This window comes from Micromonospora citrea (genome assembly GCF_049629545.1).
Classification (GTDB): domain Bacteria; phylum Actinomycetota; class Actinomycetes; order Mycobacteriales; family Micromonosporaceae; genus Micromonospora; species Micromonospora citrea_A.
The window spans coordinates 1-20,582 of the sequence record NZ_JBNADX010000036.1; the positions used below are offsets into that span (position 1 = coordinate 1).

The 20,582-nt window shown below is 75.2% G+C and carries 21 protein-coding genes; 8 read left to right on the plus strand and 13 right to left on the minus strand.

Annotated elements, in window-relative coordinates; translation table 11 throughout:
- Positions 1-148: 148 nt before the first annotated feature.
- Positions 149-1,777: an alkaline phosphatase D family protein gene (locus tag ACPFP2_RS27355; RefSeq protein WP_424092744.1), complete on the plus strand. Its 1,629-nt coding sequence runs from the start codon at positions 149-151 to the stop codon at positions 1,775-1,777.
- A gap of 93 nt (positions 1,778-1,870) precedes the next feature.
- On the opposite strand, the gene ACPFP2_RS27360 is transcribed toward ACPFP2_RS27355, so the two are convergent.
- From ACPFP2_RS27360 to ACPFP2_RS27370, 3 genes are all read right to left on the minus strand, one after another.
- Positions 1,871-2,569, minus strand: coding sequence for a hypothetical protein (locus tag ACPFP2_RS27360; protein WP_424092746.1), 699 nt, complete (start codon positions 2,567-2,569; stop codon positions 1,871-1,873).
- A gap of 245 nt (positions 2,570-2,814) precedes the next feature.
- Complete coding sequence (locus ACPFP2_RS27365) at positions 2,815-3,924, minus strand: DUF3626 domain-containing protein (protein ID WP_424092817.1); 1,110 nt, start codon at positions 3,922-3,924, stop codon at positions 2,815-2,817.
- A gap of 73 nt (positions 3,925-3,997) precedes the next feature.
- Positions 3,998-4,471 carry a VOC family protein gene (locus tag ACPFP2_RS27370; protein WP_424092747.1) on the minus strand — a complete coding sequence of 158 codons (474 nt, stop codon included), beginning with the start codon at positions 4,469-4,471 and terminating at the stop codon, positions 3,998-4,000.
- Between the two features lie 141 nt (positions 4,472-4,612).
- Here ACPFP2_RS27370 and ACPFP2_RS27375 point away from each other — a divergent pair, with 141 nt between their 5' ends.
- Genes ACPFP2_RS27375 through tsaA form a run of 3 tightly spaced genes read left to right on the plus strand, consistent with a single transcriptional unit; the run spans position 4,613 to position 6,842 of the window.
- Positions 4,613-5,473 carry an MEDS domain-containing protein gene (locus ACPFP2_RS27375; RefSeq protein ID WP_424092748.1) on the plus strand — a complete coding sequence of 287 codons (861 nt, stop codon included), beginning with the start codon at positions 4,613-4,615 and terminating at the stop codon, positions 5,471-5,473.
- Positions 5,470-6,432: an anti-sigma factor RsbA family regulatory protein gene (locus ACPFP2_RS27380; protein WP_424092750.1), complete on the plus strand. Its 963-nt coding sequence runs from the start codon at positions 5,470-5,472 to the stop codon at positions 6,430-6,432. The genes ACPFP2_RS27375 and ACPFP2_RS27380 overlap by 4 nt, the downstream gene beginning before the upstream one ends.
- Positions 6,429-6,842, plus strand: a complete 414-nt coding sequence (tsaA, locus tag ACPFP2_RS27385) for a tRNA (N6-threonylcarbamoyladenosine(37)-N6)-methyltransferase TrmO (protein WP_424092752.1) — start codon at positions 6,429-6,431, stop codon at positions 6,840-6,842. The genes ACPFP2_RS27380 and tsaA overlap by 4 nt, the downstream gene beginning before the upstream one ends.
- 61 nt (positions 6,843-6,903) lie before the next feature.
- On the opposite strand, the gene ACPFP2_RS27390 is transcribed toward tsaA, so the two are convergent.
- The 6 genes from ACPFP2_RS27390 to ACPFP2_RS27415 all read right to left on the minus strand — a co-directional run bounded on the left by ACPFP2_RS27390 (position 6,904) and on the right by ACPFP2_RS27415 (position 13,495).
- Positions 6,904-7,533, minus strand: a complete 630-nt coding sequence (locus ACPFP2_RS27390; RefSeq protein ID WP_424092753.1) for an MBL fold metallo-hydrolase — start codon at positions 7,531-7,533, stop codon at positions 6,904-6,906.
- Positions 7,530-8,618, minus strand: a complete 1,089-nt coding sequence (locus tag ACPFP2_RS27395; protein ID WP_424092755.1) for an S-(hydroxymethyl)mycothiol dehydrogenase — start codon at positions 8,616-8,618, stop codon at positions 7,530-7,532. Before ACPFP2_RS27395 ends, ACPFP2_RS27390 begins: the two co-directional genes overlap by 4 nt.
- Before the next feature lie 240 nt (positions 8,619-8,858).
- Positions 8,859-9,965: a CapA family protein gene (locus ACPFP2_RS27400; protein WP_424092757.1), complete on the minus strand. Its 1,107-nt coding sequence runs from the start codon at positions 9,963-9,965 to the stop codon at positions 8,859-8,861.
- Positions 9,966-10,135: 170 nt separating this feature from the next.
- Positions 10,136-11,035, minus strand: a complete 900-nt coding sequence (locus ACPFP2_RS27405) for an alpha/beta fold hydrolase (protein WP_424092759.1) — start codon at positions 11,033-11,035, stop codon at positions 10,136-10,138.
- On the minus strand, positions 11,032-11,928 hold the full coding sequence (locus tag ACPFP2_RS27410) for an SDR family NAD(P)-dependent oxidoreductase (RefSeq protein ID WP_424092761.1): 897 nt from the start codon (positions 11,926-11,928) through the stop codon (positions 11,032-11,034). The genes ACPFP2_RS27405 and ACPFP2_RS27410 overlap by 4 nt, the downstream gene beginning before the upstream one ends.
- Positions 11,929-11,989: 61 nt before the next feature.
- On the minus strand, positions 11,990-13,495 hold the full coding sequence (locus ACPFP2_RS27415; RefSeq protein ID WP_424092763.1) for a flavin-containing monooxygenase: 1,506 nt from the start codon (positions 13,493-13,495) through the stop codon (positions 11,990-11,992).
- A 113-nt stretch (positions 13,496-13,608) separates the two neighbouring features.
- Here ACPFP2_RS27415 and ACPFP2_RS27420 point away from each other — a divergent pair, with 113 nt between their 5' ends.
- Positions 13,609-14,265 carry a TetR/AcrR family transcriptional regulator gene (locus ACPFP2_RS27420; RefSeq protein WP_424092765.1) on the plus strand — a complete coding sequence of 219 codons (657 nt, stop codon included), beginning with the start codon at positions 13,609-13,611 and terminating at the stop codon, positions 14,263-14,265.
- 9 nt (positions 14,266-14,274) lie between these two features.
- Here ACPFP2_RS27420 and ACPFP2_RS27425 read toward each other — a convergent pair whose 3' ends face one another.
- Entirely contained in the window at positions 14,275-15,753 is a 1,479-nt protein-coding gene (locus tag ACPFP2_RS27425; protein WP_424092766.1) for a PLP-dependent aminotransferase family protein, read from the minus strand.
- Between the two features lie 29 nt (positions 15,754-15,782).
- Between ACPFP2_RS27425 and ACPFP2_RS27430 the strand changes: the two genes are divergently transcribed.
- On the plus strand, positions 15,783-16,394 hold the full coding sequence (locus ACPFP2_RS27430; protein ID WP_424092768.1) for a LysE family translocator: 612 nt from the start codon (positions 15,783-15,785) through the stop codon (positions 16,392-16,394).
- Positions 16,395-16,401: 7 nt separating this feature from the next.
- Positions 16,402-17,124, plus strand: a complete 723-nt coding sequence (locus ACPFP2_RS27435) for a B3/B4 domain-containing protein (RefSeq protein ID WP_424092770.1) — start codon at positions 16,402-16,404, stop codon at positions 17,122-17,124.
- A gap of 46 nt (positions 17,125-17,170) precedes the next feature.
- Here ACPFP2_RS27435 and ACPFP2_RS27440 read toward each other — a convergent pair whose 3' ends face one another.
- Both ACPFP2_RS27440 and ACPFP2_RS27445 read right to left on the minus strand, forming a co-directional pair.
- Positions 17,171-17,773, minus strand: a complete 603-nt coding sequence (locus ACPFP2_RS27440) for an MBL fold metallo-hydrolase (RefSeq protein WP_424092772.1) — start codon at positions 17,771-17,773, stop codon at positions 17,171-17,173.
- A gap of 148 nt (positions 17,774-17,921) precedes the next feature.
- Positions 17,922-18,260 (minus strand): hypothetical protein, encoded by a 339-nt coding sequence (locus ACPFP2_RS27445; protein WP_424092774.1) that lies wholly within the window; start codon positions 18,258-18,260, stop codon positions 17,922-17,924.
- A gap of 71 nt (positions 18,261-18,331) precedes the next feature.
- Between ACPFP2_RS27445 and ACPFP2_RS27450 the strand changes: the two genes are divergently transcribed.
- Entirely contained in the window at positions 18,332-18,745 is a 414-nt protein-coding gene (locus ACPFP2_RS27450; protein WP_424092775.1) for an archease, read from the plus strand.
- A gap of 96 nt (positions 18,746-18,841) precedes the next feature.
- Here the strand turns inward: ACPFP2_RS27450 and ACPFP2_RS27455 are convergent, their stop codons facing one another.
- Positions 18,842-20,260 carry an RtcB family protein gene (locus ACPFP2_RS27455; RefSeq protein WP_424092777.1) on the minus strand — a complete coding sequence of 473 codons (1,419 nt, stop codon included), beginning with the start codon at positions 20,258-20,260 and terminating at the stop codon, positions 18,842-18,844.
- Positions 20,261-20,582 lie beyond the last annotated feature (322 nt).

A 20,582-nucleotide genomic window follows, 5' to 3' on the forward strand; every position in this document is an offset into this window, starting at 1 on the left:
GGCCACCCCGCCCACGACGCAGCCGCACGCCACAGCCGCAGCACGAAGCCGAACGAGAGCCCGAGGGCGAAACCACAGTGGAAGGACAGGCGAACACTCGCCGCACGGGGCAGCGCGCACACCCCTCACCCCGGTAGACACATAGACCATGACGAACACCCTCGACCGTCGTACCCTCCTGCGTCTGGCCGGCGCATCCGCCGGCACCGCGGTGCTCGCCGGCGCCACCCTCGCCGGCACCGCTCCCGCCCACGCCGACAGCGCGGCCTTCCTGCACGGTGTCGCCTCGGGCGACCCGCTGCCGGACGGGGTGCTGCTGTGGACCCGGCTCACCCCCACCCCCGACGCGACACCGGGCTCCGGCGTCGGGCCGGACGTTCAGGTGGGCTGGCAGGTCGGCACCGACCCGGACTTCGCCACGGTGGTCGCGCAGGGCAGCGTGGCGACCGGCCCGGAGCGCGACCACACGGTGAAGGTCGCGGTGACCGGGCTGGCCCCGGCGACGACGTACTGGTACCGGTTCGGCTACGGCGACGGCTGGTCACCGACCGGCCGGACGATGACCGCCCCGCCCGTCGACGCCCCGGTCGACCAGCTGCGGATGGGGGTGGTGTCCTGCGCCAACTGGGAGGCCGGCTACTTCTCGGCGTACCGGCGGCTGGCCGACCGGGGCGACCTGAACCTGGTGGTCCACCTCGGCGACTACCTGTACGAGTACGGCACCGGCGAGTTCGACGCGGGCGGCACGGTGGTACGCCCGGTGCAGCCGCCCCACGAGACGCTCACCCTGGCCGACTACCGGGTGCGGCACGGGCTCTACAAGTCCGACCCGGACCTGCGGGCGCTGCACGCGGCGCTGCCCTGGGTGATCACCTGGGACGACCACGAGACCGCCAACGACGCCTGGTCCGGCGGCGCGGAGAACCACACCCCGGCCACGGAGGGCGCCTGGGCGGACCGGGTGGCCGCAGCGCGGCAGGCGTACCAGGAGTGGATGCCGGTGCGCATCGGCGAGGACGGCGCGATCTACCGCCGGTTCCGGTTCGGGCAGCTCGCCGAGCTGTCCATGCTGGACCTGCGGTCGTACCGCTCGCAGCAGGCCTCGGGGACGGCGGTGGACGACCCGCGACGCACCATCACCGGCGACGCGCAGATGGCCTGGCTCAAGCAGGGGCTGGCGTCGTCGACGGCGCGGTGGAAGCTGGTCGGCAACCCGGTGATGATGGCCCGGGTGGACGTCGGCGCGCTGCCGGCCTGGCTGCTCGGCCCGCTGGGCACGCTGCTCGGCATCCCGCAGAACGGCGCGGTGCTCAACGCCGACCAGTGGGACGGCTACAACGCCGACCGCAACGAACTGGTCGACCACCTGCGGGCCACCGGCACCCGCGACGTCGTCTTCCTCACCGGCGACATCCACACCTCGTGGGCCAACGAGGTGACCACGAAGTCGACCGGCCTGCTCGCCCCGGCCGCGGCGGAGTTCGTGGTGCCGTCGGTGACCAGCGACAACGTCAACGACTTCCTGAAGCTGCCGGCCGGCAACGGGCTCAGCGTGCTGGGCGCCTCGCTGATCCGGTCGACCAACCCGCACGTGAAGTGGACGGAGCTGGACGGGCACGGGTACGGCGTGCTGGAGGTGACGCCGCAGCGCTGCCGGATGGACTGGTACCACCTCGCCGACCGGACCCGCCGTGACAGCGCCAGCCGCTGGGTGTCGGGGTTCTCGGTGGGCGCGGGCTCGGCGAAGCTGCGCCGGGAGAGCGCGCCGTCGGTGTGAGTGGCCGCCGGGCGGGGGTCACTCAGCTCCCCCGCCCGGCGGTGAGACGCGGACCGGCCGGCCCCCGTGGTGCGGGGACCGGCCGGTCATGGGTCACCAGTGCTGCTGGACGATGTCCGCGGCCTGCTCCTCCCACTGCGCGTACGCGAACGGGAAGGCCGAGACCTGGACGGTCTGCGCGGCCGTGGTCAGCGGCAGTTCCTGCCAGCCGTGCACGTTCTTCAGCGCCTCGAAGAACGCCTGGGAGGCGTACTCGGGGTCGGTGATCTGGTCGGGCGTGCCCCAACCCGACGACGGGCGCTGCTGGAACAGGCCCTGCGAGTCGTGGTCGTTGTAGGCGCCGAGGTGGCCCAGGTTGTACAGCTTGGACTCCTGCAGCGAGGTGGCGATGCCGATCACCGCGCCGCGCTCCCCCACACCGGTCTCCTTGGCCTCGGCGATGATGGCCTTGGCGTTGGCGAGCTGCGCGTCGTCCAGCGGGATGCGCGACTGCGCGCCCTCGACGCCGTGCGGGATGAGTTCGTCCCGGCTCGGCTTGCCGGCCGGGACCTCGGTGGTCCGGCTGCCGGTGGTGAGCGCCGACTCGACCGTGGTGCCCTGGCGGCTCTTGCTCTTGCCGGTGGCCAGGTCGATGGCGGCGACGGCGCCCGCGTGCGGGGCGCTGGTGACGGGGGCGGCCACAGCCGCGGGGCCGAGCGCCAGACCGCCCAGGGCGGCGACGCCCGCGATGCTCAGTACGGTCCGGCGGTTCTTCGCGATGGCCGGGAGCCATCGAGTGAAGTCCTGCTTCACGATGGTTGCCCTTTCGATCGTGTCGACGCGCTCCGGGGTGAGCGCCCTGCGGGGGTGTTGCCTCGCCGACCGGGGTTTGCGGTGCCGGCGTACTGGGGACACAACCAGCTTGCCTGTGTCCGTCATTCCGGAAATGCCGCCCCGGCCTGCGGGTGCGACACGGGTCACCCGACGCTCCGGACACCTGGGCACGTTCCGCCCTTCGGGGTGACGGGCGATACCGGACGGCAGCCGCAGCCGCGACGTCAGGGGCGGGAAGCGCCGAACCGGACGAGCACGTGCCAGAGCATCTTGAGGTGCTGGAGCGTGTCCGCGCCCGGTCCCCGGTCCGCCCAGCGCTCGGGCTCGCGGACCACCGAGGCGGCGGCGCGGCCGATCACGGCGGCGTCGAGCAACTCCCCCGGGCGGGCGAACTCGGCGTGCACCCGGGCCGCGAGGGGCGGGATGTCCGGACCCCGGAACTCCGGGTCGACGTCCTGCACCGGCAGCGCGAACCCGGTGTGGAAGAGCAGCGCGACACCGTACCGGTCGGCGATGCCGGCCAGCACCCGCCCGGTGTCGGTGCCCCGGAACGACGGGTCGACGACCAGTGCCTGCACGTCCCGGGCCAGGTCGATGCCGCCGTGGATCTGCGCCTCGACGTAGTCGTCCAGGGCCCGACCGGCCGCGCCCGGCCGCCACGCCTCCCGCTCCCGCCGGCTCAGCAGGGCGGCCGCCAACCGACCGGTGTCCATCCCGGCGACACCGAGGCTGATCCCCGTCCCGGCGGTCGCCTCCAGCAGGGCGGCCAGGATCGGCTCGCACACGTCGTGGGTGCCGAGGTGCTTCGGGCCGAGGTGGCTGTCGCCGAAGCAGAAGGTGCTGCGCGCCAGCACCTCTGGGCGCAGCCGCAGGTGGCAGGAGCCGAAACGGGGGCACGCGCCGTCGGGGTGGTCGAGCAGGTTCAACCCGCCGTACGCGGGCCGCTCCTGCGGTCGTACGCCCGGCTGCTGGTACGCCCCGCCGAACAGCTGCTCCTCCCAGCGGTCCCGGTCCCCGCCCGGGTACGCGGTCAGCCCGCCGTTGGAGATTCCGGTGACGAACTGGCTGCGGTAGACCCCCTCGTCGGCCAGCGCCTCGGCCACGGTCCGGCCGCCGGCGAGCAGCCGGTCCGGGTGGAAGTTGACCGTCAGCCGCCCGTGCCCGGTGACCGCCGCGATCAGCTGCTCGGGCCGGTGACCGGCGCCGGACCCGGCCAGCCGGCGGGCGATGGCCGCCAACGCCACCGGACGGTCCCGCAGGGCCGTCTCCCGCACGTGGCGCAGCGCGGCGGACTGTGCCGGGGTCAGGACGACGGGGCGGGTGGCGGTCGACATGATCAGCAGTATCGGCACCGGCCCGACCGGAGTCGAGCGGGTTGCGGACCCGCCCGGCGGTGCGGCGGGCGGGTCAACGCGACCGGTGCCGATCGGTGCCGAATCCGTCCATGGTGGCCCGTTCGTCGAGGTCGCGCAGCTCCTGGAAGAGGGTGAGCTGAAGGCCCGCCGGGGCGTCCAGGCGGGAGTTGAGCGAGTGCCAGGGCGTGACGGTCGGCGGGGCGATCTCGGTGGCGCCGGCGGCCACCAGCCGACCGGTGGCCGCGGTCGTGTCGTCCACCTCGAACGCCAGGCGGATGCGCGGGGCGACCTGCCGCCCCACCTCCACCTCGTCGATCATGCGCTTCTGCGCCGGGTTGGCGATCTCCAGGGTGGCCCGGCCGGCGTCGAGGATCACCACCCGGGCATCGCCGTCGCCGGTGAACGCGGCCTGCTCGGGCAGGCCCAGGGCGTCGCGGAAGAACGCGACGGCGGCGGCATGGTCCTCGGCCTCCACCACCAGGCGCAACTGTCGTACGGCCGGGGGTCGGTTGTCGTCGGTGCTCACCGGTCGATCCTAGGCCGGCCGCTGGGACGCGACCGGGCCCGTCCACCTGCGACGCAGTCGCGCAGCGGGCCGCCGGAGCGCGTTGGGGTGGGTCTGGACGAGCGGTTACAGTGAGGGCGCGCCGACCGGAAGGCGATGACGGTGACAGCAAGCGCGGTGGTCGACCAGGTCCACCTCGGTGACCACGTCTGTTGGGTCCACGACGACGAGAGCGACGGTCTACGGGCCGCCGGACGGTTCGTCGCCGGCGGGCTCCGGCTCGGTCACCAGACGCTCTGGTTCACCGACTCCCTGCCACCGGCCTCCGTCCGGGCCCACCTCGAGGGGCAGGGCGTGGCCACCGAGGCGGCGCTGGCCGGCGGCCAGCTGCGGATCGTGCCCGCCGCCGAGGCGTACGTGTCCGGCGGCCGGTTCGTGCCGGAGGCGATGCTCGACGCCCTCGCCGCCGAGATCGACCGGGCCCGGCGGGCCGGCCATCCGGGGCTGCGGGTGGTCGGCGACATGGGGTGGGCGCTGCGCCACGGCGCCTCCGTGGCCGACCTGTGCCGCTACGAGGCCGAGGCGAACCGGCTCTTCATCGACGGCCACGCGGCCGGCATGTGCCTCTACGACCGCCGGTTCTTCCCCACCGACTACCTCCTGCCGGCCTCCACCGCGCACCCGGCCACCGTCGGCCCCGGCGCCGGTCGCGCGTGGACGCCCCTGCTGCGGGCGTACCGCAGCCGGAACCCGAACGGGCTGCGGCTGGTCGGTGAGATCGACCGGAGCAACCGCGGCGCGTTCGTCGCCATGCTGGACCACGTGACCGGGCGGGCCACCAACGAGCGGGCCGTCGTGCTGGACGTCTCCGAGCTGAGCTTCGCCGACGTGGGGGCCGCGAGCGCCCTGGCCCGGGCCCGCCGCAACGCGCCCTCCCCCGTCCGTCTCGTCGGCTGCCACCCGGCGTTGACCCGCCTGCTCGACCTGGTCGACGTGACCGGCCCGGCGGGGGGCACGGCGTGACGATCGTCGGCACGACCGGACCGCGACCGGGCGGCCTGGTGCACGAGGGGCTGTTCTACCGGGACCGGACGGAGCTGCTGGCCGCCACGGTGCCGTTCGTCCGCGACGCGTTGGCGCGCGACGAGCCGGTGCTGGTGGCCGTGCCGGCCGACCGGCTCGGGCCGATCCGGGCCGGGGTCGGGGCCGACGACGGCCGGGTCCTCTACACGGACATGACCGAGGCGGGATGCAATCCGGGGCGGATCATCCCGTGGGTGCTCCAGGCGTTCCTCGACCGGCACGCCGACCGACGGGTCCGCATCATCGGCGAGCCGGTGTGGGCGGGGCGCACCGAGGTGGAGCAGCCGGCCTGCGCCCAGCACGAGGCGCTGATCAACTCGGCGTTCGCGGACCGGGACGCGCACATCCTCTGCCCGTACGACGCCGCCGCTCTCGCCGCCGGCGTGCTCGCGGACGCGTGCCGTACGCATCCGGTGCTGGTGGACGCCGAGGGGCGCCGGCCCAGCCCCGCCTTCGCCCCGGCGCAGGTGGTGGCCGGCCACAACAAGCCGCTGCCGGTGCCCGACGAGCCGGTGTCCGTGCTGCGCTACGACCTCGGCTCGCTGCCGGAGGTACGCCGATTCGTCACCGCGCACGCCGCGGAGGCCGCGCTGGACCCGGACCGGGTCGCCGACCTGCAGATCGCGGTGACGGAACTGGCCACCAACAGCATCGCGCACGCCGGTGGCGGCGGGGTGCTGCACGTGTGGCGCACCGGTGAACACCTGGTGTGCGAGGTCCAGGACGACGGTTGGCTGGACGATCCGCTGGCCGGGCGGCTCGCGCCCCGGCACGACGGCATCGGCGGGCGCGGCCTGGTGATCGTGCACGCGCTCTGCGACCTGGTGCTGGTGCACAGCACGGCGGCCGGCACCACGGTCCGGTTGCACATGCGCCGCGCCGGCGGGGCCGGCCGGTGAGCGGGGCGTACGAGCTGCGGCCGATCGGCCGGGTCGAATCGCCGCTGACCGATCCGGCGGACGCGCCCCGGCAGGGCGACGAGGGCGCGCCACAGGCCTGGCTGGTCTTCTCCCCGGCCGTCGCGACCGGGCTGCGCGACCTGCGGCCCGGCGTCGAGATGCTGGTGTTGACATGGCTGGACCGGGCCGACCGGGACGTCCTCGCGGTGCATCCGCGCGGGGACCGCAGCCGGCCGGAGACCGGTGTGTTCAGCACCCGCTCCCCGCACCGGCCCAACCCGATCGGGCTGCACCGGGTGCGGGTGCTGGCGGTGGACGGCCTGCGGCTGCGGGTCGCCGACCTGGAGGCGGTCGACGGCACGCCGGTGCTGGACGTCAAGCCGGTGCTCGGCCCGCCCGACGAGCGCTGATCTGCGGCCGGGCGGCGAGTTCGGCGCCGGCGCGGCCGGGTTCGAGGCGGGCGGGGCCCCGTCAGTGCCCTCGGGCGATCCATTCGTCGAGGTGTGGGGCCTCCGCGCCGACGGTGGTGCTGTCGCCGTGTCCGGTGTGCACGACGGTCTGCGGCGGCAGGGTCAGCAGCCGGGTGCGGATGGACTCGACGATGGCGCCGAAGTCGCTGTACGAGCGGCCGGTGGCGCCGGGTCCGCCGGCGAAGAGGGTGTCGCCGGTGAAGACCGCGCCGCGGTCCGGCACGTGGAAGCTGCACGCGCCGGGGCTGTGCCCGGGGGTGTGCAGCACCCGCAGGGTGCTGCCGCCGACTTCGACCTCCTGCCCGTCGGCCAGGTCGCCGTCGGGTGCCCGGTCGGGGTGGACCAGGTCCCAGAGCACCCGGTCGGCGGGGTGCAGCAGCACGGGCGCGCCGGTGGCCTCGGCCAGTTCGGGCGCGACCCGGACGTGGTCGTCGTGGGCGTGGCTGGCCAGGATCGCCCGTACCCGCCGGCCGCCGACGGCGCGCACGATCGCGTCGACGTCGTGCGGCGCGTCGATGACGACGCACTCGCTGTCGTCGCCGAGCACCCAGACGTTGTTGTCGACGTCGAAGGTCTGCCCGTCGAGGGAGAAGGTGCCCGAGGTGACGGCGTGGTCGATGCGGACGGTCACGGGAAGACCACCACCGAGCGGAGCACGTCGCCGTGGTGCATCCGGGTGAACGCCTCCTCGACCTGCTCCAGCGCGATCTCCTCGGTGACGAAGGCGTCGAGGTCGAGCCGGCCCTGCCGGTACAGCTCGGTGAGCAGGGGGAAGTCGCGGCTGGGCAGGCAGTCGCCGTACCAGCTGGACTTGAGCGCTCCGCCGCGGCCGAAGACGTCCAGCAGGGGCAGGTCGACGGTCATCTCGGGGGTGGGCACGCCGACCAGCACGACGGTGCCGGCCAGGTCGCGGGCGTAGAAGGCCTGCTTCCAGGTTTCCGGGCGGCCGACCGCGTCGATGACCACGTCGGCGCCGAAGCCGCCGGTGGCGGCCCGGATCGCCTCGACCGGGTCCTCGGCGGAGGCGTTCACGGTGTGGGTGGCGCCGAACGTGCGGGCCCAGTCGAGCTTGCGGGCGTCGCTGTCGACCGCGATGATCGTCGTCGCGCCGGCCAGGGCCGCGCCGGCCACCGCCGCGTCGCCGACCCCGCCGCAGCCGATCACCGCGACGGAGTCGCCCCGGGTGACCTGCCCGGTGTTCATCGCCGCACCGAGGCCCGCCATCACGCCGCAGCCCAGCAGGCCCACGGCGGCGGGCCGGGCGGACGGGTCGACCTTCGTGCACTGGCCGGCGTGCACGAGGGTCTTCTCGGCGAACGCCCCAATGCCCAGGGCCGGGCTCAGTTCGGTGCCGTCGGTGAGGGTCATCCTCCGGGCCGCGTTGTGGGTGTCGAAGCAGTACCAGGGGCGACCGCGTCGGCAGGCCCGGCACTCGCCGCAGACGGCCCGCCAGTTGAGCACCACGAAGTCGCCGGGCGCGACCTCGGTGACGCCCTCACCGACCGTCTCGACGATGCCGGCGGCCTCGTGGCCGAGCAGGAACGGGTAGTCGTCGTTGATGCCGCCCTCGCGGTAGTGCAGGTCGGTGTGGCAGACCCCGCAGGACTGCACCTCGACCACTGCCTCGCCGGGCCCCGGGTCGGGCACCACGATGGTGGTGACCTCGACCGGCGCGCCCTTACGCCGTGCAATGACTCCCCGGACGTGCTGGCTCACGCTCTCCTCCTGCTTCCCGGCCGGTGGCGGCCGCGCGTCGGTCACGCATCCCCACCGAACCTAGCGCGATCGCCTCCCGCGACCCGCCGGTCCGCCGGACACACCGCCCGCGCGCCGGTCGCGCGCCGCGACCACGCCGGCTCCCTCCCGGGTACGCGGACAGCCCCACCCGGTGTGGCCAGGTGCTGCCGGTCCACCGTCCGGGCACCCCGTCGTCGGTCGCTTCCCGTGACCCGGCGGTCAGGCCGGCCGCAGGCCGATCAGGCCGTCCCCGTCGAGCGCGAAACCGGTCCGGAACGGGCCGCCGAGGCGGTCGAGCAGGTCGGCGAGCCAGCGCGCCTCGGCCGGCGCCGCCCGTCGCAGTCGCATCCGGCGCATCCGCATCGGGGCCAGGCGCAGCCGGGCCAGTCCGTCGGCGTCGAACGTGGGCAGGTGCAGCAGCCGCAGCTCCGGGCGGTACGACTCCTGCCCGCCGATCCCCTCGTAGTCGTCGACCAGGTCGCCGGCGCCGTACAGGATCAGCGCGCCCCGGTGCACCTCGATCGGGCGGGGATGGTGCGAGGAGTGGCCGTGCACCAGGCGTACCCCCGCCTCCACCAGCCGGTGCGCGAACCGCACCTGCTCGCGTGGCACGTCGTACCCCCAGTTCGATCCCCAGTGCACGGAGACCGCCACCAGGTCCTCCGGGCCCGCCTCGCGGTCGATCCGCTCGACCAGCACGGCGGCGCACGCTTCGCTCGCCTCCGGCAGGTACGCCACCCCGGCCCGCCGGTCGGTGGCCGCCCAGTGCGGCGGCACACCGCTGGACGGGGTGCCCACCGACCAGAGCAGCAGGCGGCGACCGGCGGCCAACTCGACCCGGGCGGGGCGCCACGCCTCGTCCTCGTCCCGGCCGGCGCCCACCGGCATGATGCCGACCCGACGCAGCGCGTCGAGGGTGTCGGCGAGCCCGTCCGGGCCGAAGTCGAGCACGTGGTTGTTGGCCAGCACGCAGACGTCGAGCCGGGCGGCGGTGAGGCAGGCCAGGTTGTCCGGGTGCATCCGGTAGTGGATCCCCTTGCCGGGGGCGAAGTCGTCCCGGCCGGTCAGCGCGGTCTCCAGGTTGACGATCCGCGCGTCGGGCCGCAGCTCGTCGAGGAGCCCCAGCACGTCCCCCCACGGCCAGTCCGGCGACGCCGGGCGGGGGATCGGCCCGGACACCGACTCGGCCAGCTCCACGTACCGGCGGGCGTCGGTGACGGCCTGCTCGCGCAGCTCCGGCGGGCCCGGCCGGGGCAGGATCTGGTCCACGCCCCGGCCGGTCATCACGTCCCCGCTGAGGAAGAGGGTCACCTCGTCGTCCGGCACGCCGCCGCATTCCCGCCGAGAGCCGCTTCGCACCCCGAGGGCCACGGGAATCGCCCGGACGGGGCGTGAGCGGCGGCCCACCCACAGGCCCGGCTGGTCCGGCTCGGGGCGAACCCCGGGGCGGGCACCGCCCGCAACGTCGGGGTGGCGCTGGCCCCCGACGCGTCGGGTCAGTCGGTCGCCGTGACCGTCGCCGGCCGGCCGCCGCCGACCGGCCGGGCCTCGGCGGTGGCGAGGAAGTCGACCAGCATCCGGTGGAACTCCTCGGCCCGCTCGACCTGCGGCAGGTGGCCGCAGTCGGTGAACAGGTGGGTACGGGCCTTCGGCAGCCGGGCACGGGCCGCGTCGAGGTGCGCGGCCGGGAGGATCAGGTCCCGATCGCCCCAGACGATCAACGTGGGGATGTCCCGCTCGGCCACCCGGGCCAGCAGCTCCTCGCGCCACTGGGGCCGTACGCCCCGGAAGGTGCCGAGGTGCCGGCAGGTCTCCAGCATCACCCGCGCCGTGTACGGCTGCCCGGCCAGCTCCAGCGCGTGCGCGATCCGCTCGTCGGTGGCGAAGGACGGGTCGTGGAAGAGGGTGCGCTCCACGCGGCGGGCGGCGGCGCGGCTCGGGCGCAGCAGCAGCCGGCCCAGCGGGCGTAGCGTCAGCAGCCGCAGCGCGAGGGTCACCTCCGGCCCGAAGCCGGCGCTGTTGACCAGCGCGAGGCTGGCCACCCTTGCCGGTTCGGCGGCAGCGACCTGCATGGCGACCGCCCCGCCGAGGGAGTTGCCGACCAGGTGCGCGGGCTGGTCCACGCCGACCGTGTCGAGGTACCGCCCGACGAAGCGGCCCAGCGCCGGCAGGGTGCACGGCTCGGCCATCGGCATCGAACCGCCGTAGCCGGGCAGGTCGACGCTGTGCACCCGGAACCCCGACGCCAGCAGCTCGTGCTGGTCGGTGAAGTCGCGCAGCGAACGTCCGATGCCGTGCAGCAGCACCACCGGCGGGCCGTCGCCGTCGACGCGGTGGCGTACCCGCCGGCCCTCGACCGTGACGTGCCGGGGACGCGGCCCGGCCCCGGCGCTCACGCCCGCTCCCCGGTGGAGAGGTCCGGCGTGGCGGCCGGGCGGGTGGCCCGACGGGCCGGGTCGGCGGCGGCCCGGTTCAGGCCGACGGCGAGGATCCGCCCGTACGAGGCGGGGGCGACCCGGGCGAGCAGGTCGGGCAGCTTCGCCGACCAGCCGATCAGCACCCGACCCCGGCGCCGCCGCACGCCGCGCAGGATCACCTCGGCCGCGGTGGCCGGTGGGATGGACAGCAGCTTCTCGAACTGGCGCAGGCCGGTCTCGTACTCCTCACGGGCCACGCCGCTGCCCACCCGGGCGTTGCGGGCGATCGCGGTGGCGATGCCGCCCGGGTGCACCGAGGTCACCCCGACGCCGTCGTCGCTCAGTTCGTGGCGCAACGCCTCGGTGAAGCCGCGCACGGCGAACTTGCTGGCCGAGTAGGCCGCCTGCCCGGCCGGGGCGATCAGTCCGAAGAGGCTGGAGACGTTGACCAGATGGGAGCCGGGCTCGGCCTTGAGCGCCGGCAACAGCGCGTGGGTCAGCCGGACCACCGCCCGGAAGTTGATGTCGAGCACCCAGTCGAACTCGTCGAGGGTGACCTGGTCGAAGCGCCCGCCGAGGGCGACCCCGGCGTTGTTGGCCAGCAGCCGCAGCCGGGGGTGGCGGGCGCGGATCTCCTCGGCGACCCGGTCGGTGGCGGCCGGGTCGGCGAGGTCGACCACGTGGGTGTCGACCTGGCGCTCGGGGTGCGCGGCGCGGATCGCCGCCGCCACCGCGTCGAGCCGGTCGGCGTCCCGGTCGAGCAGGACCAGGTGGCTGCCGCGGCGGGCGAGCCCGTGGGCGAGGGCCTCCCCGATCCCGCTCGCGGCGCCGGTGACCACAGCGGTCCCGGCGGTGAAGACGAATGGTCGCACGCGGCCTCCTTGCGGCGCGGATGGTGCCTGGTGGTGGTGTGGTACTGGGCGTGGGGCCCGGTCAGGCGACCGGCGCCCCGGCGGTACGGGTGTCGGCGGACGCGGCCGATCCGGTGGCCCGGGAGAAGCGGACCCCCTCGTCGACGAGCCGGCCGTGCTTCATCAGGATGACGTCGCGCGCGTAGTTCTGGTAGAGCCGCCACGGGGCGCGGGTGCCCTGCTTGGGCAGCGCGTCGAGGCTGCGCAGCACGTACCCGGACTTCAGGTCGATCAGCGGCGCCCGCGCGGCGTCGGCCGGGGCGAGCGGGGTGACGATCTGCTGGCCGGTGTCGTCGAGGTGGCGCAGCAGCCGGTTGACGTACGTGGCGACCAGGTCGGCCTTGAGCGTCCACGACGCGTTGGTGTAGCCGATCGTCATGGCGAAGTTCGGCACGCCGGAGAGCATCATCCCCTTGTACGCCACGGTCCGGCCCAGGTCGACGTCGACGCCGTCCACGACGAGGCGCATTCCGCCGAGGGCGAGCAGGTTGAGCCCGGTGGCGGTGACCACGACGTCGGCGGGCAACTCCTGCCCGGAGCCGAGCCGGACGCCGTGCGGGGTGAAGGTGTCGATGGTGTCGGTGACCACCGAGGCGCGTCCCGCCGCCACCGCGTCGAAGAGGTCGCCGTCGGGCACCACGCAGAGCCGCTGGTCCCAGGGGTCGTAGCGGGGTGCGAAGTGCCGGTCCACGTCGTACCCGGCGGGGAGCCGGCCCTTCGCGGCGCGGCGCAGGAAGGCCTTCACCATCTTCGGCGCGCGCCGGCTGAGCTGGAAGTTGGCGGTGCCGAGCAGCACGTTCTTCCAGCGCACCACCGGGTAGACGGCCTTCTCGGGCAGCCAGCGCCGCAGCGTGTCGGCGACCACGTCGCGCGACGGCAGCGAGATGACGTACGTGGGTGAGCGCTGGAGCATGGTGACGTGCGCGGCCCGCTCGGCCAGCGCCGGCACCAGGGTCACCGCCGTGGCGCCGCTGCCGATCACCACCACCCGCCGGCCGGTCACGTCGAGCTGCTCCGGCCAGTGCTGGGGGTGCACCAGCTGCCCGGCGTACCGGTCGACGCCGGGGAACTCGGGGGTGTAGCCGGCGTCGTACCGGTAGTAGCCGGAGCAGGTGTGCAGGAACGAGCAGGTCAGCACGACGGCCTCGTCGGTGTCGTCGCGGTGGGCGTGCACGGTCCAGCGGGCGGTGGCGCTGTCCCATTCGGCGCGCACGACCCGGTGGTGGAAGCGGATGTGCTCCTCGACGCCGTACTCGCGGGCGGTCTCGCGCACGTAGTCGCGGATGGCGTCGCCGTCGGCGATCGCCTTCGGGTTCGTCCACGGCTTGAAGGAGTAGCCGAGGGTGAACATGTCCGAGTCGGAGCGGATGCCGGGGTAGCGGAACAGGTCCCAGGTACCGCCGATCGCGTCGCGCGCCTCCAGCACGGCGTACGTCGTGTCGGGACGGTCGCGGCGGAGGTGGCAGGCGGCGCCGACGCCGGACAGGCCGGCGCCGACGATGAGCACGTCGACGTGGTCGCAGGCCATGGCATCTCCCGGGGCGAGGCAGTGGACCGGACCCTATCCACCGGCGTCGACATGCGTCAACACCCTGTCGAGAAGGATCGACACCGCGTCGAGCGCGGGTATCATCGACGCCCATGACGACCGCCCGCACCCCCGCGCCGACTCCGACCGGCCGCGGACGCCGCTCCGGGCGCTCGGCGGGCGACGACCGTGAGTCGGCCATCCTCGCCACCGCCGAGCGGCTGCTGGGACAGCGGGCCTTCGGGGAGATCTCCATCGACGACCTGGCCCGTGGCGCGGGCATCTCCCGGCCGACGTTCTACTTCTACTTCCCGTCCAAGGACGCGGTGCTGCTGACCCTGCTGGACCGGGTCACCGAGGAGGCCGACCGGGCCGCCGGCGACGTGCTGGTGCACCTCGCCGACGACCCGCGCGCCCGGTGGCGGGAACTGATCAGCCGGTTCCACGCCACCTTCGGCGCGCACCGGAACGTGGTGCTCGCCTGCGCCGAGGTGCGCGGCACGAACGCCGAGGTGCGCCGGCTCTGGGCGACGGTCCTCGAACGCTGGGTGCAGGCCGTCGAGGCGGCCATCGAGGCGGAACGCCGCCGGGGCGCGGCCCCGCCCGGCCTGCCCGCGCGGGACCTGGCGATAGCGCTGAACTCGATGAACGAGCGGGTCTGGTACGCCACCTTCGCCGGGGACGGGCCGGCGGTGGCCGAGCGGGACGTGGTCGACGTGCTGCTCGACGTCTGGCTGACCGGCATCTACCGCACCACCGCCCCGGCCTGAGCGCACGGCTCACCGGCCGCGCAGCACCGCGCCGAGGGTGGCGATCCCCTCGTCGATCTCGCCCGGCGGGTTGGCCGCGTAGCCGAGGACCAGCCCGGCCGGGTACGGGCGCTGGGCGTGCCAGGACAGCGGTTGGGTCTTGACGCCCCGGCGCAGCGCCTCGGCCGCGAGCACGACGTCGGGCGGGCCGGCAGGGTAGGTGACGGTCAGGTGCAGCCCGGCCGCCGCGCCGTGCACGGTGGCCCCGGGCAGGTGCCGGACGACCGCCCGGATCATCGCGTCCCGGCGGCGCACGTGCCGGCGGCGCAGCAGGCGCAGGTGCCGGTCCAGGTCGCCGGAGGACATCAGCTCGGCCAGCACCAGCTGCGGCAGGACGGCGTTGCCCAGATCGGCCATCCGCTTCGCGGCCACCAGCGCGTCGCGCTGCCGTGGCGGCGCCAGCACCCAGCCCACCCGCAGCGCGGGGGCGAGCAGCTTGGACACGCTGCCGGTGTACCAGACCTGCTCGGGCAGGGCGGCCCGCAGGGCCGGCACGGGCGGGCGGTCGTACCGGTGCTCGGCGTCGTAGTCGTCCTCCAGCACCAGCCCGCCGCCACGCGCCCACTCCCGCAGCTGCCGCCGGCGGTCGCCGTGCAGCACCACGCCGGTCGGGAACTGGTGCGCCGGGGTGAGCAGCACGGCGGGGTGCCCGGCGGCGGCCAGCGCGTCGACCCGCAGCCCGTGCTCGTCCACCGGCACCGGTGGGGTGTCCAGCCGCCAGTTGCGCAGGTGCTGGCGCACGCCGAGCGAGCCCGGGTCCTCCACGGCGACGGTGTGCACGCCCTCGTCGTGCAGGACCTGGGCGAGCAGGCCGAGGGCCTGGGAGACGCCGGCGACGACCACCACCTCGTCCGCCTCGGCGCGGATCCCCCGGGTGCGGGCCAGCCGCTGGGCCACCGCGAGGCGCAGGGCCGGGGCGCCGCGCGGGTCGCCGTACCCGAGGGCGGCGGCGTCGAGGTGGCGCAGCACGACGCGTTCGGACCGCAGCCACGCCGCGCGCGGGAAGGCCGCCAGGTCGGGTACGCCGGGCGACAGGTCGATGCGGGCGGGTGCGGTGCGCAGCGCGTCGAAGATCTCGACGCCGGGCGACGGCACGAACAGCGCCTCCGGCGGTGGCGGGGCGGGGGCGACGGGCGCGAGCGGCGCGGCGGCCGGCGCGGCGACGACGACGGTGCCGGCCCGGCCCCGGCCGGCGACCTGCCCCTCCTCGGCGAGCCGCTGGTACGCCTCGACGACCACGCCCCGGGAGACCCCGAGTTCGTCGGCGAGCACCCGGCTCGCCGGCAGCCGGGCGCCGAGCGGGACCTGTCCGTCGGCGATCGCGGCGCGGAGCCGGCCGGCGAGCCAGTCGGCCCGGCCACCGGACGGCGCGGTCCCGACGTCGAGGTGCAGGAAGTCGGAACCGGCCGTTATGGACCTGTCGGTCCGGTCAGGTTTGGCCCTGGGCACCGGACCATTGTGGCAGCAGGGTGGAGGGCGTGAGCATCGCCTTCCTGTTGGCCACGCTGGCCGTGGTCGCCACCCCGGGCACCGGGGTCGTCTACACCCTCTCCGCCGCGCTGTCGCGGGGGCGACGCACCGGGGTCGTCGCCGCGTTCGGCTGCACCCTCGCGGCGATCCCACACCTGGTGGCGGCGGGCACCGGCCTGGCCGCGCTGCTGCACGCCAGCGCGACCGCCTTCGACGTGGTGCGGTACGCGGGCGTCGGGTACCTGCTGTACCTGGCCTGGGTCACCGCCCGGGACCGCGCCGGCCTCGTGCCCACCGACTCGCCGGCCGACCGCCCCGCGCACCGGGTGATCGTGTCGGCGGTGCTGGTCAACCTGCTCAACCCGAAGCCGACGCTGTTCTTCGTCGCGTTCCTGCCGCAGTTCGTCCCTGCCGGCGCGCCCGACGGCACCACCCGGATGCTGCTGCACGGCGTGGTGTTCATGCTGGTCACCTTCGTGGTGTTCACCGCGTACGGCCTCTTCGCCGCCGCCGTACGCGACCGGGTGCTCGTCCGGCCACGGCTGACCGACTGGCTGCGCCGCGCCTTCGCCGGCTCGTTCGTGGTGCTCGGCGTCTCCCTGCTGTTCGCCGAGAGGTAGGACCACCATGCGTTTTCAGCACAGCGCGACTGTCCGGTCGGCGCACCCGACCCTGGTGGCCGCCGCGCTCACCGCCGACGGGCTGACCCCGCACGTCGACGTGCGCGAACGGGTGGCGCACCTCCTGGCCACGGCTTGCGACCGGCTGTCCGAGGGCCCGGAGGGCGGCCTGCCCGAGATCCAGGCCTGGCGGCGCGCCTTCGCCGCGACCGGGCTGGCGCCGACGCGGTACCGGTGCGCGGCCGAGTCGCTGCTGCGCCGCCTGCGCCGCGACGGCGACCTGCCCCGGCTGCACCCGCTGGTCGACCTGTGCAACGCGCTCTCGGCCGCGTACGCGATCCCCGTCGCCGCGCTGGACCTGGACCGCGTAGACGGCGATCTGGTGGTACGGCCCGCGACCGGCGACGAGGAGTACGTCACCTTCACCGGTGACGTCGAACGTCCCGAGCCCGGCGAGGTGGTCTTCGTCGACACGGCGGGCCGGGCGCACTCGCGGCGGTGGACGCACCGGCAGAGCGGCTGGTCGGCGGTGCGTGACTCGACCAGCCGGGTGCTGGTGGTCGCCGAGGCGCTGCACGTGCGCGCCGGTGCGGACGTGCCGGCGTTACGGGACGCCCTCACCGGCGCGCTGGCCGAGGTGTGGCAGGTCGACGCGCACGGCGCCGTGCTGACGGCCGACGCGCCGGTGTTCGACGTGACCGGGCGCGGCGACCCGGGTCGCGTGACCTGATCCGTCCCGGTCAGCCGGTGTCACGGCGGCGGTGGCGCGACGGCGCTCAGGCCGTCTCGCCCGGGGCCAGAGGGCGGTAGCCGTGCACCGTCTCGCCGAACCAGCCGTGCACGCTGGCCATGCCCCGCTCGTTGAGCTGGGCGTCGTGGATCGGGTACGCCCGCTCGGCGCCGACCGCCCGGGCGAAGCCGATCGCCTCGGTCAGCTTCAGCCAGGAGCCCTGTGCGGGCAGCAGCAGCGTACGCACCGGCTGCTGCGGCAGGTGCAGGGCGTCGCCGGGGTGGTAGACCTCGCCGTCGATGACGTACCCGAGGTTGGCACAGTCGGGCTGGTCGTCGTGGATGACGGCGTGCCGGCCACCCACGGCGGTGACGGTGAAGCCGGCCGCGTCGAACCGCTGCCCGGCGCGGACCCGGGTCACCGGCAGCGGGGCCAGGGCCGGCAGGTCGGCGTCCTCCGGGGCGAAGACCGGCACGCCGAGGCCGACGAGGCGGAGCACGTCGACGTGGTCGGTGTGCTCGTGGGTGACCAGGACGGCGTCCGCGCCGGCGAGGGCGCGCGGCTCGCTCCAGGTGCCCGGGTCGACGACCAGCACCCGCCCGTCGCGTTCGAGCCGGACGCAGGCGTGGGTGTACTTGGTGATCCGCATCGGCCGACGCTATGCCCTGCGCCCCGCTCCCGCCGCCCCCGTCCACGCCCGACTGCGCGACTTCGTAGACCCGTGACCGCGTCGGTGGGGCTCGCCGTGGCTCCGGCCGGCCCCACCGACGCCTCCGCCCCGGCCCGGGACGCGGCGATCAGGCCGGGACGGCGCCGCCGCCGTCGTCGTCGCGCATGATCTGGTCGAACTCGCCGGAGGTGATCTCCTGCCGGCGCAGCCGGCGGGCGTTGGCGGCGAACCGGCCGATCGCCGCGCCCCGGGCGGAGACGTCCTCGTCCTCGGCGGGCTCCGGCTCGCCGTGCAGGCGCCGCAGCGCGGCGGCCAGCTCGGCGTCGGCGGCCGGGCCCGCGCCCCAGTGGCGGGCCAGCTCGACGGTGCGACCCAGGGTGTCCTCGCCGGGCCGCTCGGCCCGCAGGGCGGCGCGCATCATCAGCTGGAAGGTGACGGCCAGGGCGTCCGCGTCGTCGGCGATCATGGCCACGACGGTAGCGCCGGAGTGCGACAGTTCCGCCGGAGCGGGCCGTACGCGACCGGCATGATCGGGGCATGGACCGAGGGCACCGCGCCGTCCCGCACACCGCCGACGTACGCGTCGAGGCCTGGGCGCCCGACCGCGAGGGCTGCCTCGTCGAGGCGGTCGCCGCGCTGGTGGAGACCTTCGTCGACACCGCCGGCGCGCACCCGCACGGCGAGACGACACTCGAGCTGCCGGCCGGCGACGACACCGACCTGTTGGTGGGGCTCCTCGACGAGGTGATCTTCCGGTTGGAGACCGAGGGGACGCTGCCCCTGGTGACCGAGGCGCAGGCCGCCGACGGCGGGCTGCGGGTGCGGTGGCGCACGGTGGACGCCGACGCGGTGGAGCTGGTCGGCGCGGTGCCGAAGGCGGTCTCGCTGCACGGGCTGCGCTTCACCCGCGACGGCACGGGTTGGTCCTGCGTGGTGACCGTCGACGTGTGACCCGGCGCCCGCCCGCCACGGGACACGGGGCGGCCCTTCGACGTGCCGGGGAACACCGTGCGCCGACCTGCGGTCGGCCGGTCGCCGACCAGCGGCTCAGCCCTTGACCACGCCGATCGGGACCAGTCGCGCCACCCGCCGGCACAGCCCGGCGCCCTCGGCCGCCTCGACCACCGCCGCGACGTCCTTGTAGGCCGCCGGCATCTCCTCGGCCAGGCCGCGCCGCGACGCCCCGCGTACGGCGATGTCCCGGGCCTCGATCTCCCGGCGCGGGTCGTGCCCGCGGACCGCCTTGGTGGCCTGCCGGCGGCTCTGCACCCGGCCCGCGCCGTGGCAGGTGGAAGCGAAGGCCGGCGCGCCGGGCACCCCGGTCAGCACGTACGAGCCGGTGCCCATCGAGCCCGGGATCAGCACCGGCTGGCCGACCGGACGCAGGTCGTCGGGGAGGTCGGGATGCCCGGGCGGCAGGGCCCGGGTGGCGCCCTTGCGGTGCACGCAGAGCCGCCGGGTGTCCCCGTCCACCCGGTGCTGCTCGATCTTCGCCAGGTTGTGCGACACGTCGTAGACCAGGTCCAGCGCGCGTCCGGTGCGGGTGGCGAAGACCCGGCGGGCCGCCTCGGCCAGCACCTGCCGGTTGGCCCGCGCGTAGTTGGCGGCGGCGGCCATCGCGCCCAGGTAGGCGCGCCCTTCCGGCGACGACACGGGCGCGCAGGCGAGCTGCCGGTCGGGCACCTCGATGCCGTACCGGGGCATGACCTGCTCCATGGCGCGGACGTGGTCGGTGCAGATCTGGTGCCCGAGGCCGCGCGAACCACAGTGGATCATGACGCAGACCTGACCGGGCCGCAGCCCGAAGGCCGTTGCCACCTGCGCGTCGTAGACCTCCTCGACGGCCTGCACCTCCAGGAAGTGGTTGCCGGAGCCGAGGCTGCCCACCTGCTGCTGCCCGCGCTGCACGGCCCGTTCGCTCACCTGGGCCGGGTCGGCGTCGTCGACCGCGCCGTAGTCCTCGCAGCGTTCCAGGTCGCGGGCGTTGCCGTGGCCGCGTTCGACGGCGTACCGGGAGCCGCCGCGCAGCACCGCGTCGAGTTCGGCGCGGTCGGCGAGCTGCCACACCGCGCCCCGGCCCATCCCCCGCGGCGTGGCGACGCTCAACCCGTCCATCACCGCGTCGAGGTGGCCGGCCAGCTCGGCCCGGTCCAGGTCGGCGGCGAGCAGCCGCACCCCGCAGGAGATGTCGAAACCGACGCCACCGGGCGAGACCACGCCGTCGGTGGCCAGGTCGGTGGCGGCCACCCCGCCGATCGGGAAGCCGTACCCCCAGTGCACGTCGGGCATGGCGTACGAGGCGCCGACGATGCCGGGCAGGGTGGCGACGTTGGCCACCTGCTCCAGCGACCGGTCCCCCGCCGCGTCGGGCAGCAGGGACCGCGACGCGAACACCACCCCGGGCACCCGCATCGGATCGTGCCGGTCGATGCGGAACCGGTACGGCGCCTCCTCGACCAGGTCCATGCCCCGCGGCTACCCGCCGCGCCGGCCGTCACACCTGACGGACCCGCAGGCCGGCGCGCACCTGCGCCGGAAGGAGTGGCGGGCGGGCCGGGCGCGGGTCGCCGGTAACACCGGCGCAACCGATGGGTCGGGCCGGAGACCTTTGCGACAGCCGGCCCGGTGAACGGACGACCAACCGGGCAGCGTGTCACACCTGACGTCCTCACGGAGACAGGCGGTGTAACAACTCGTGACGCTTCGCGTTCACACCGTCCTCCTAGGGTTTGCCCCGGCCCGGCCACACGACGGCCCGGCCGTCCACCGGCCCCCACCAGGGGCCCCG

What these genes read in the sequence shown, in the direction of transcription:
- ACPFP2_RS27355 (WP_424092744.1), top strand. Translation starts at nt 149, where the DNA reads ATGACGAACACCCTCGACCGTCGTACCCTCCTGCGTCTGGCCGGCGCA.
- ACPFP2_RS27365 (WP_424092817.1), bottom strand. Translation starts at nt 3,924, where the DNA reads ATGTCGACCGCCACCCGCCCCGTCGTCCTGACCCCGGCACAGTCCGCC.
- ACPFP2_RS27415 (WP_424092763.1), bottom strand. Translation starts at nt 13,495, where the DNA reads ATGGCCTGCGACCACGTCGACGTGCTCATCGTCGGCGCCGGCCTGTCC.
- ACPFP2_RS27420 (WP_424092765.1), top strand. Translation starts at nt 13,609, where the DNA reads ATGACGACCGCCCGCACCCCCGCGCCGACTCCGACCGGCCGCGGACGC.
- ACPFP2_RS27435 (WP_424092770.1), top strand. Translation starts at nt 16,402, where the DNA reads ATGCGTTTTCAGCACAGCGCGACTGTCCGGTCGGCGCACCCGACCCTG.
- ACPFP2_RS27440 (WP_424092772.1), bottom strand. Translation starts at nt 17,773, where the DNA reads ATGCGGATCACCAAGTACACCCACGCCTGCGTCCGGCTCGAACGCGAC.
- ACPFP2_RS27445 (WP_424092774.1), bottom strand. Translation starts at nt 18,260, where the DNA reads ATGATCGCCGACGACGCGGACGCCCTGGCCGTCACCTTCCAGCTGATG.
- ACPFP2_RS27450 (WP_424092775.1), top strand. Translation starts at nt 18,332, where the DNA reads ATGGACCGAGGGCACCGCGCCGTCCCGCACACCGCCGACGTACGCGTC.
- ACPFP2_RS27455 (WP_424092777.1), bottom strand. Translation starts at nt 20,260, where the DNA reads ATGGACCTGGTCGAGGAGGCGCCGTACCGGTTCCGCATCGACCGGCAC.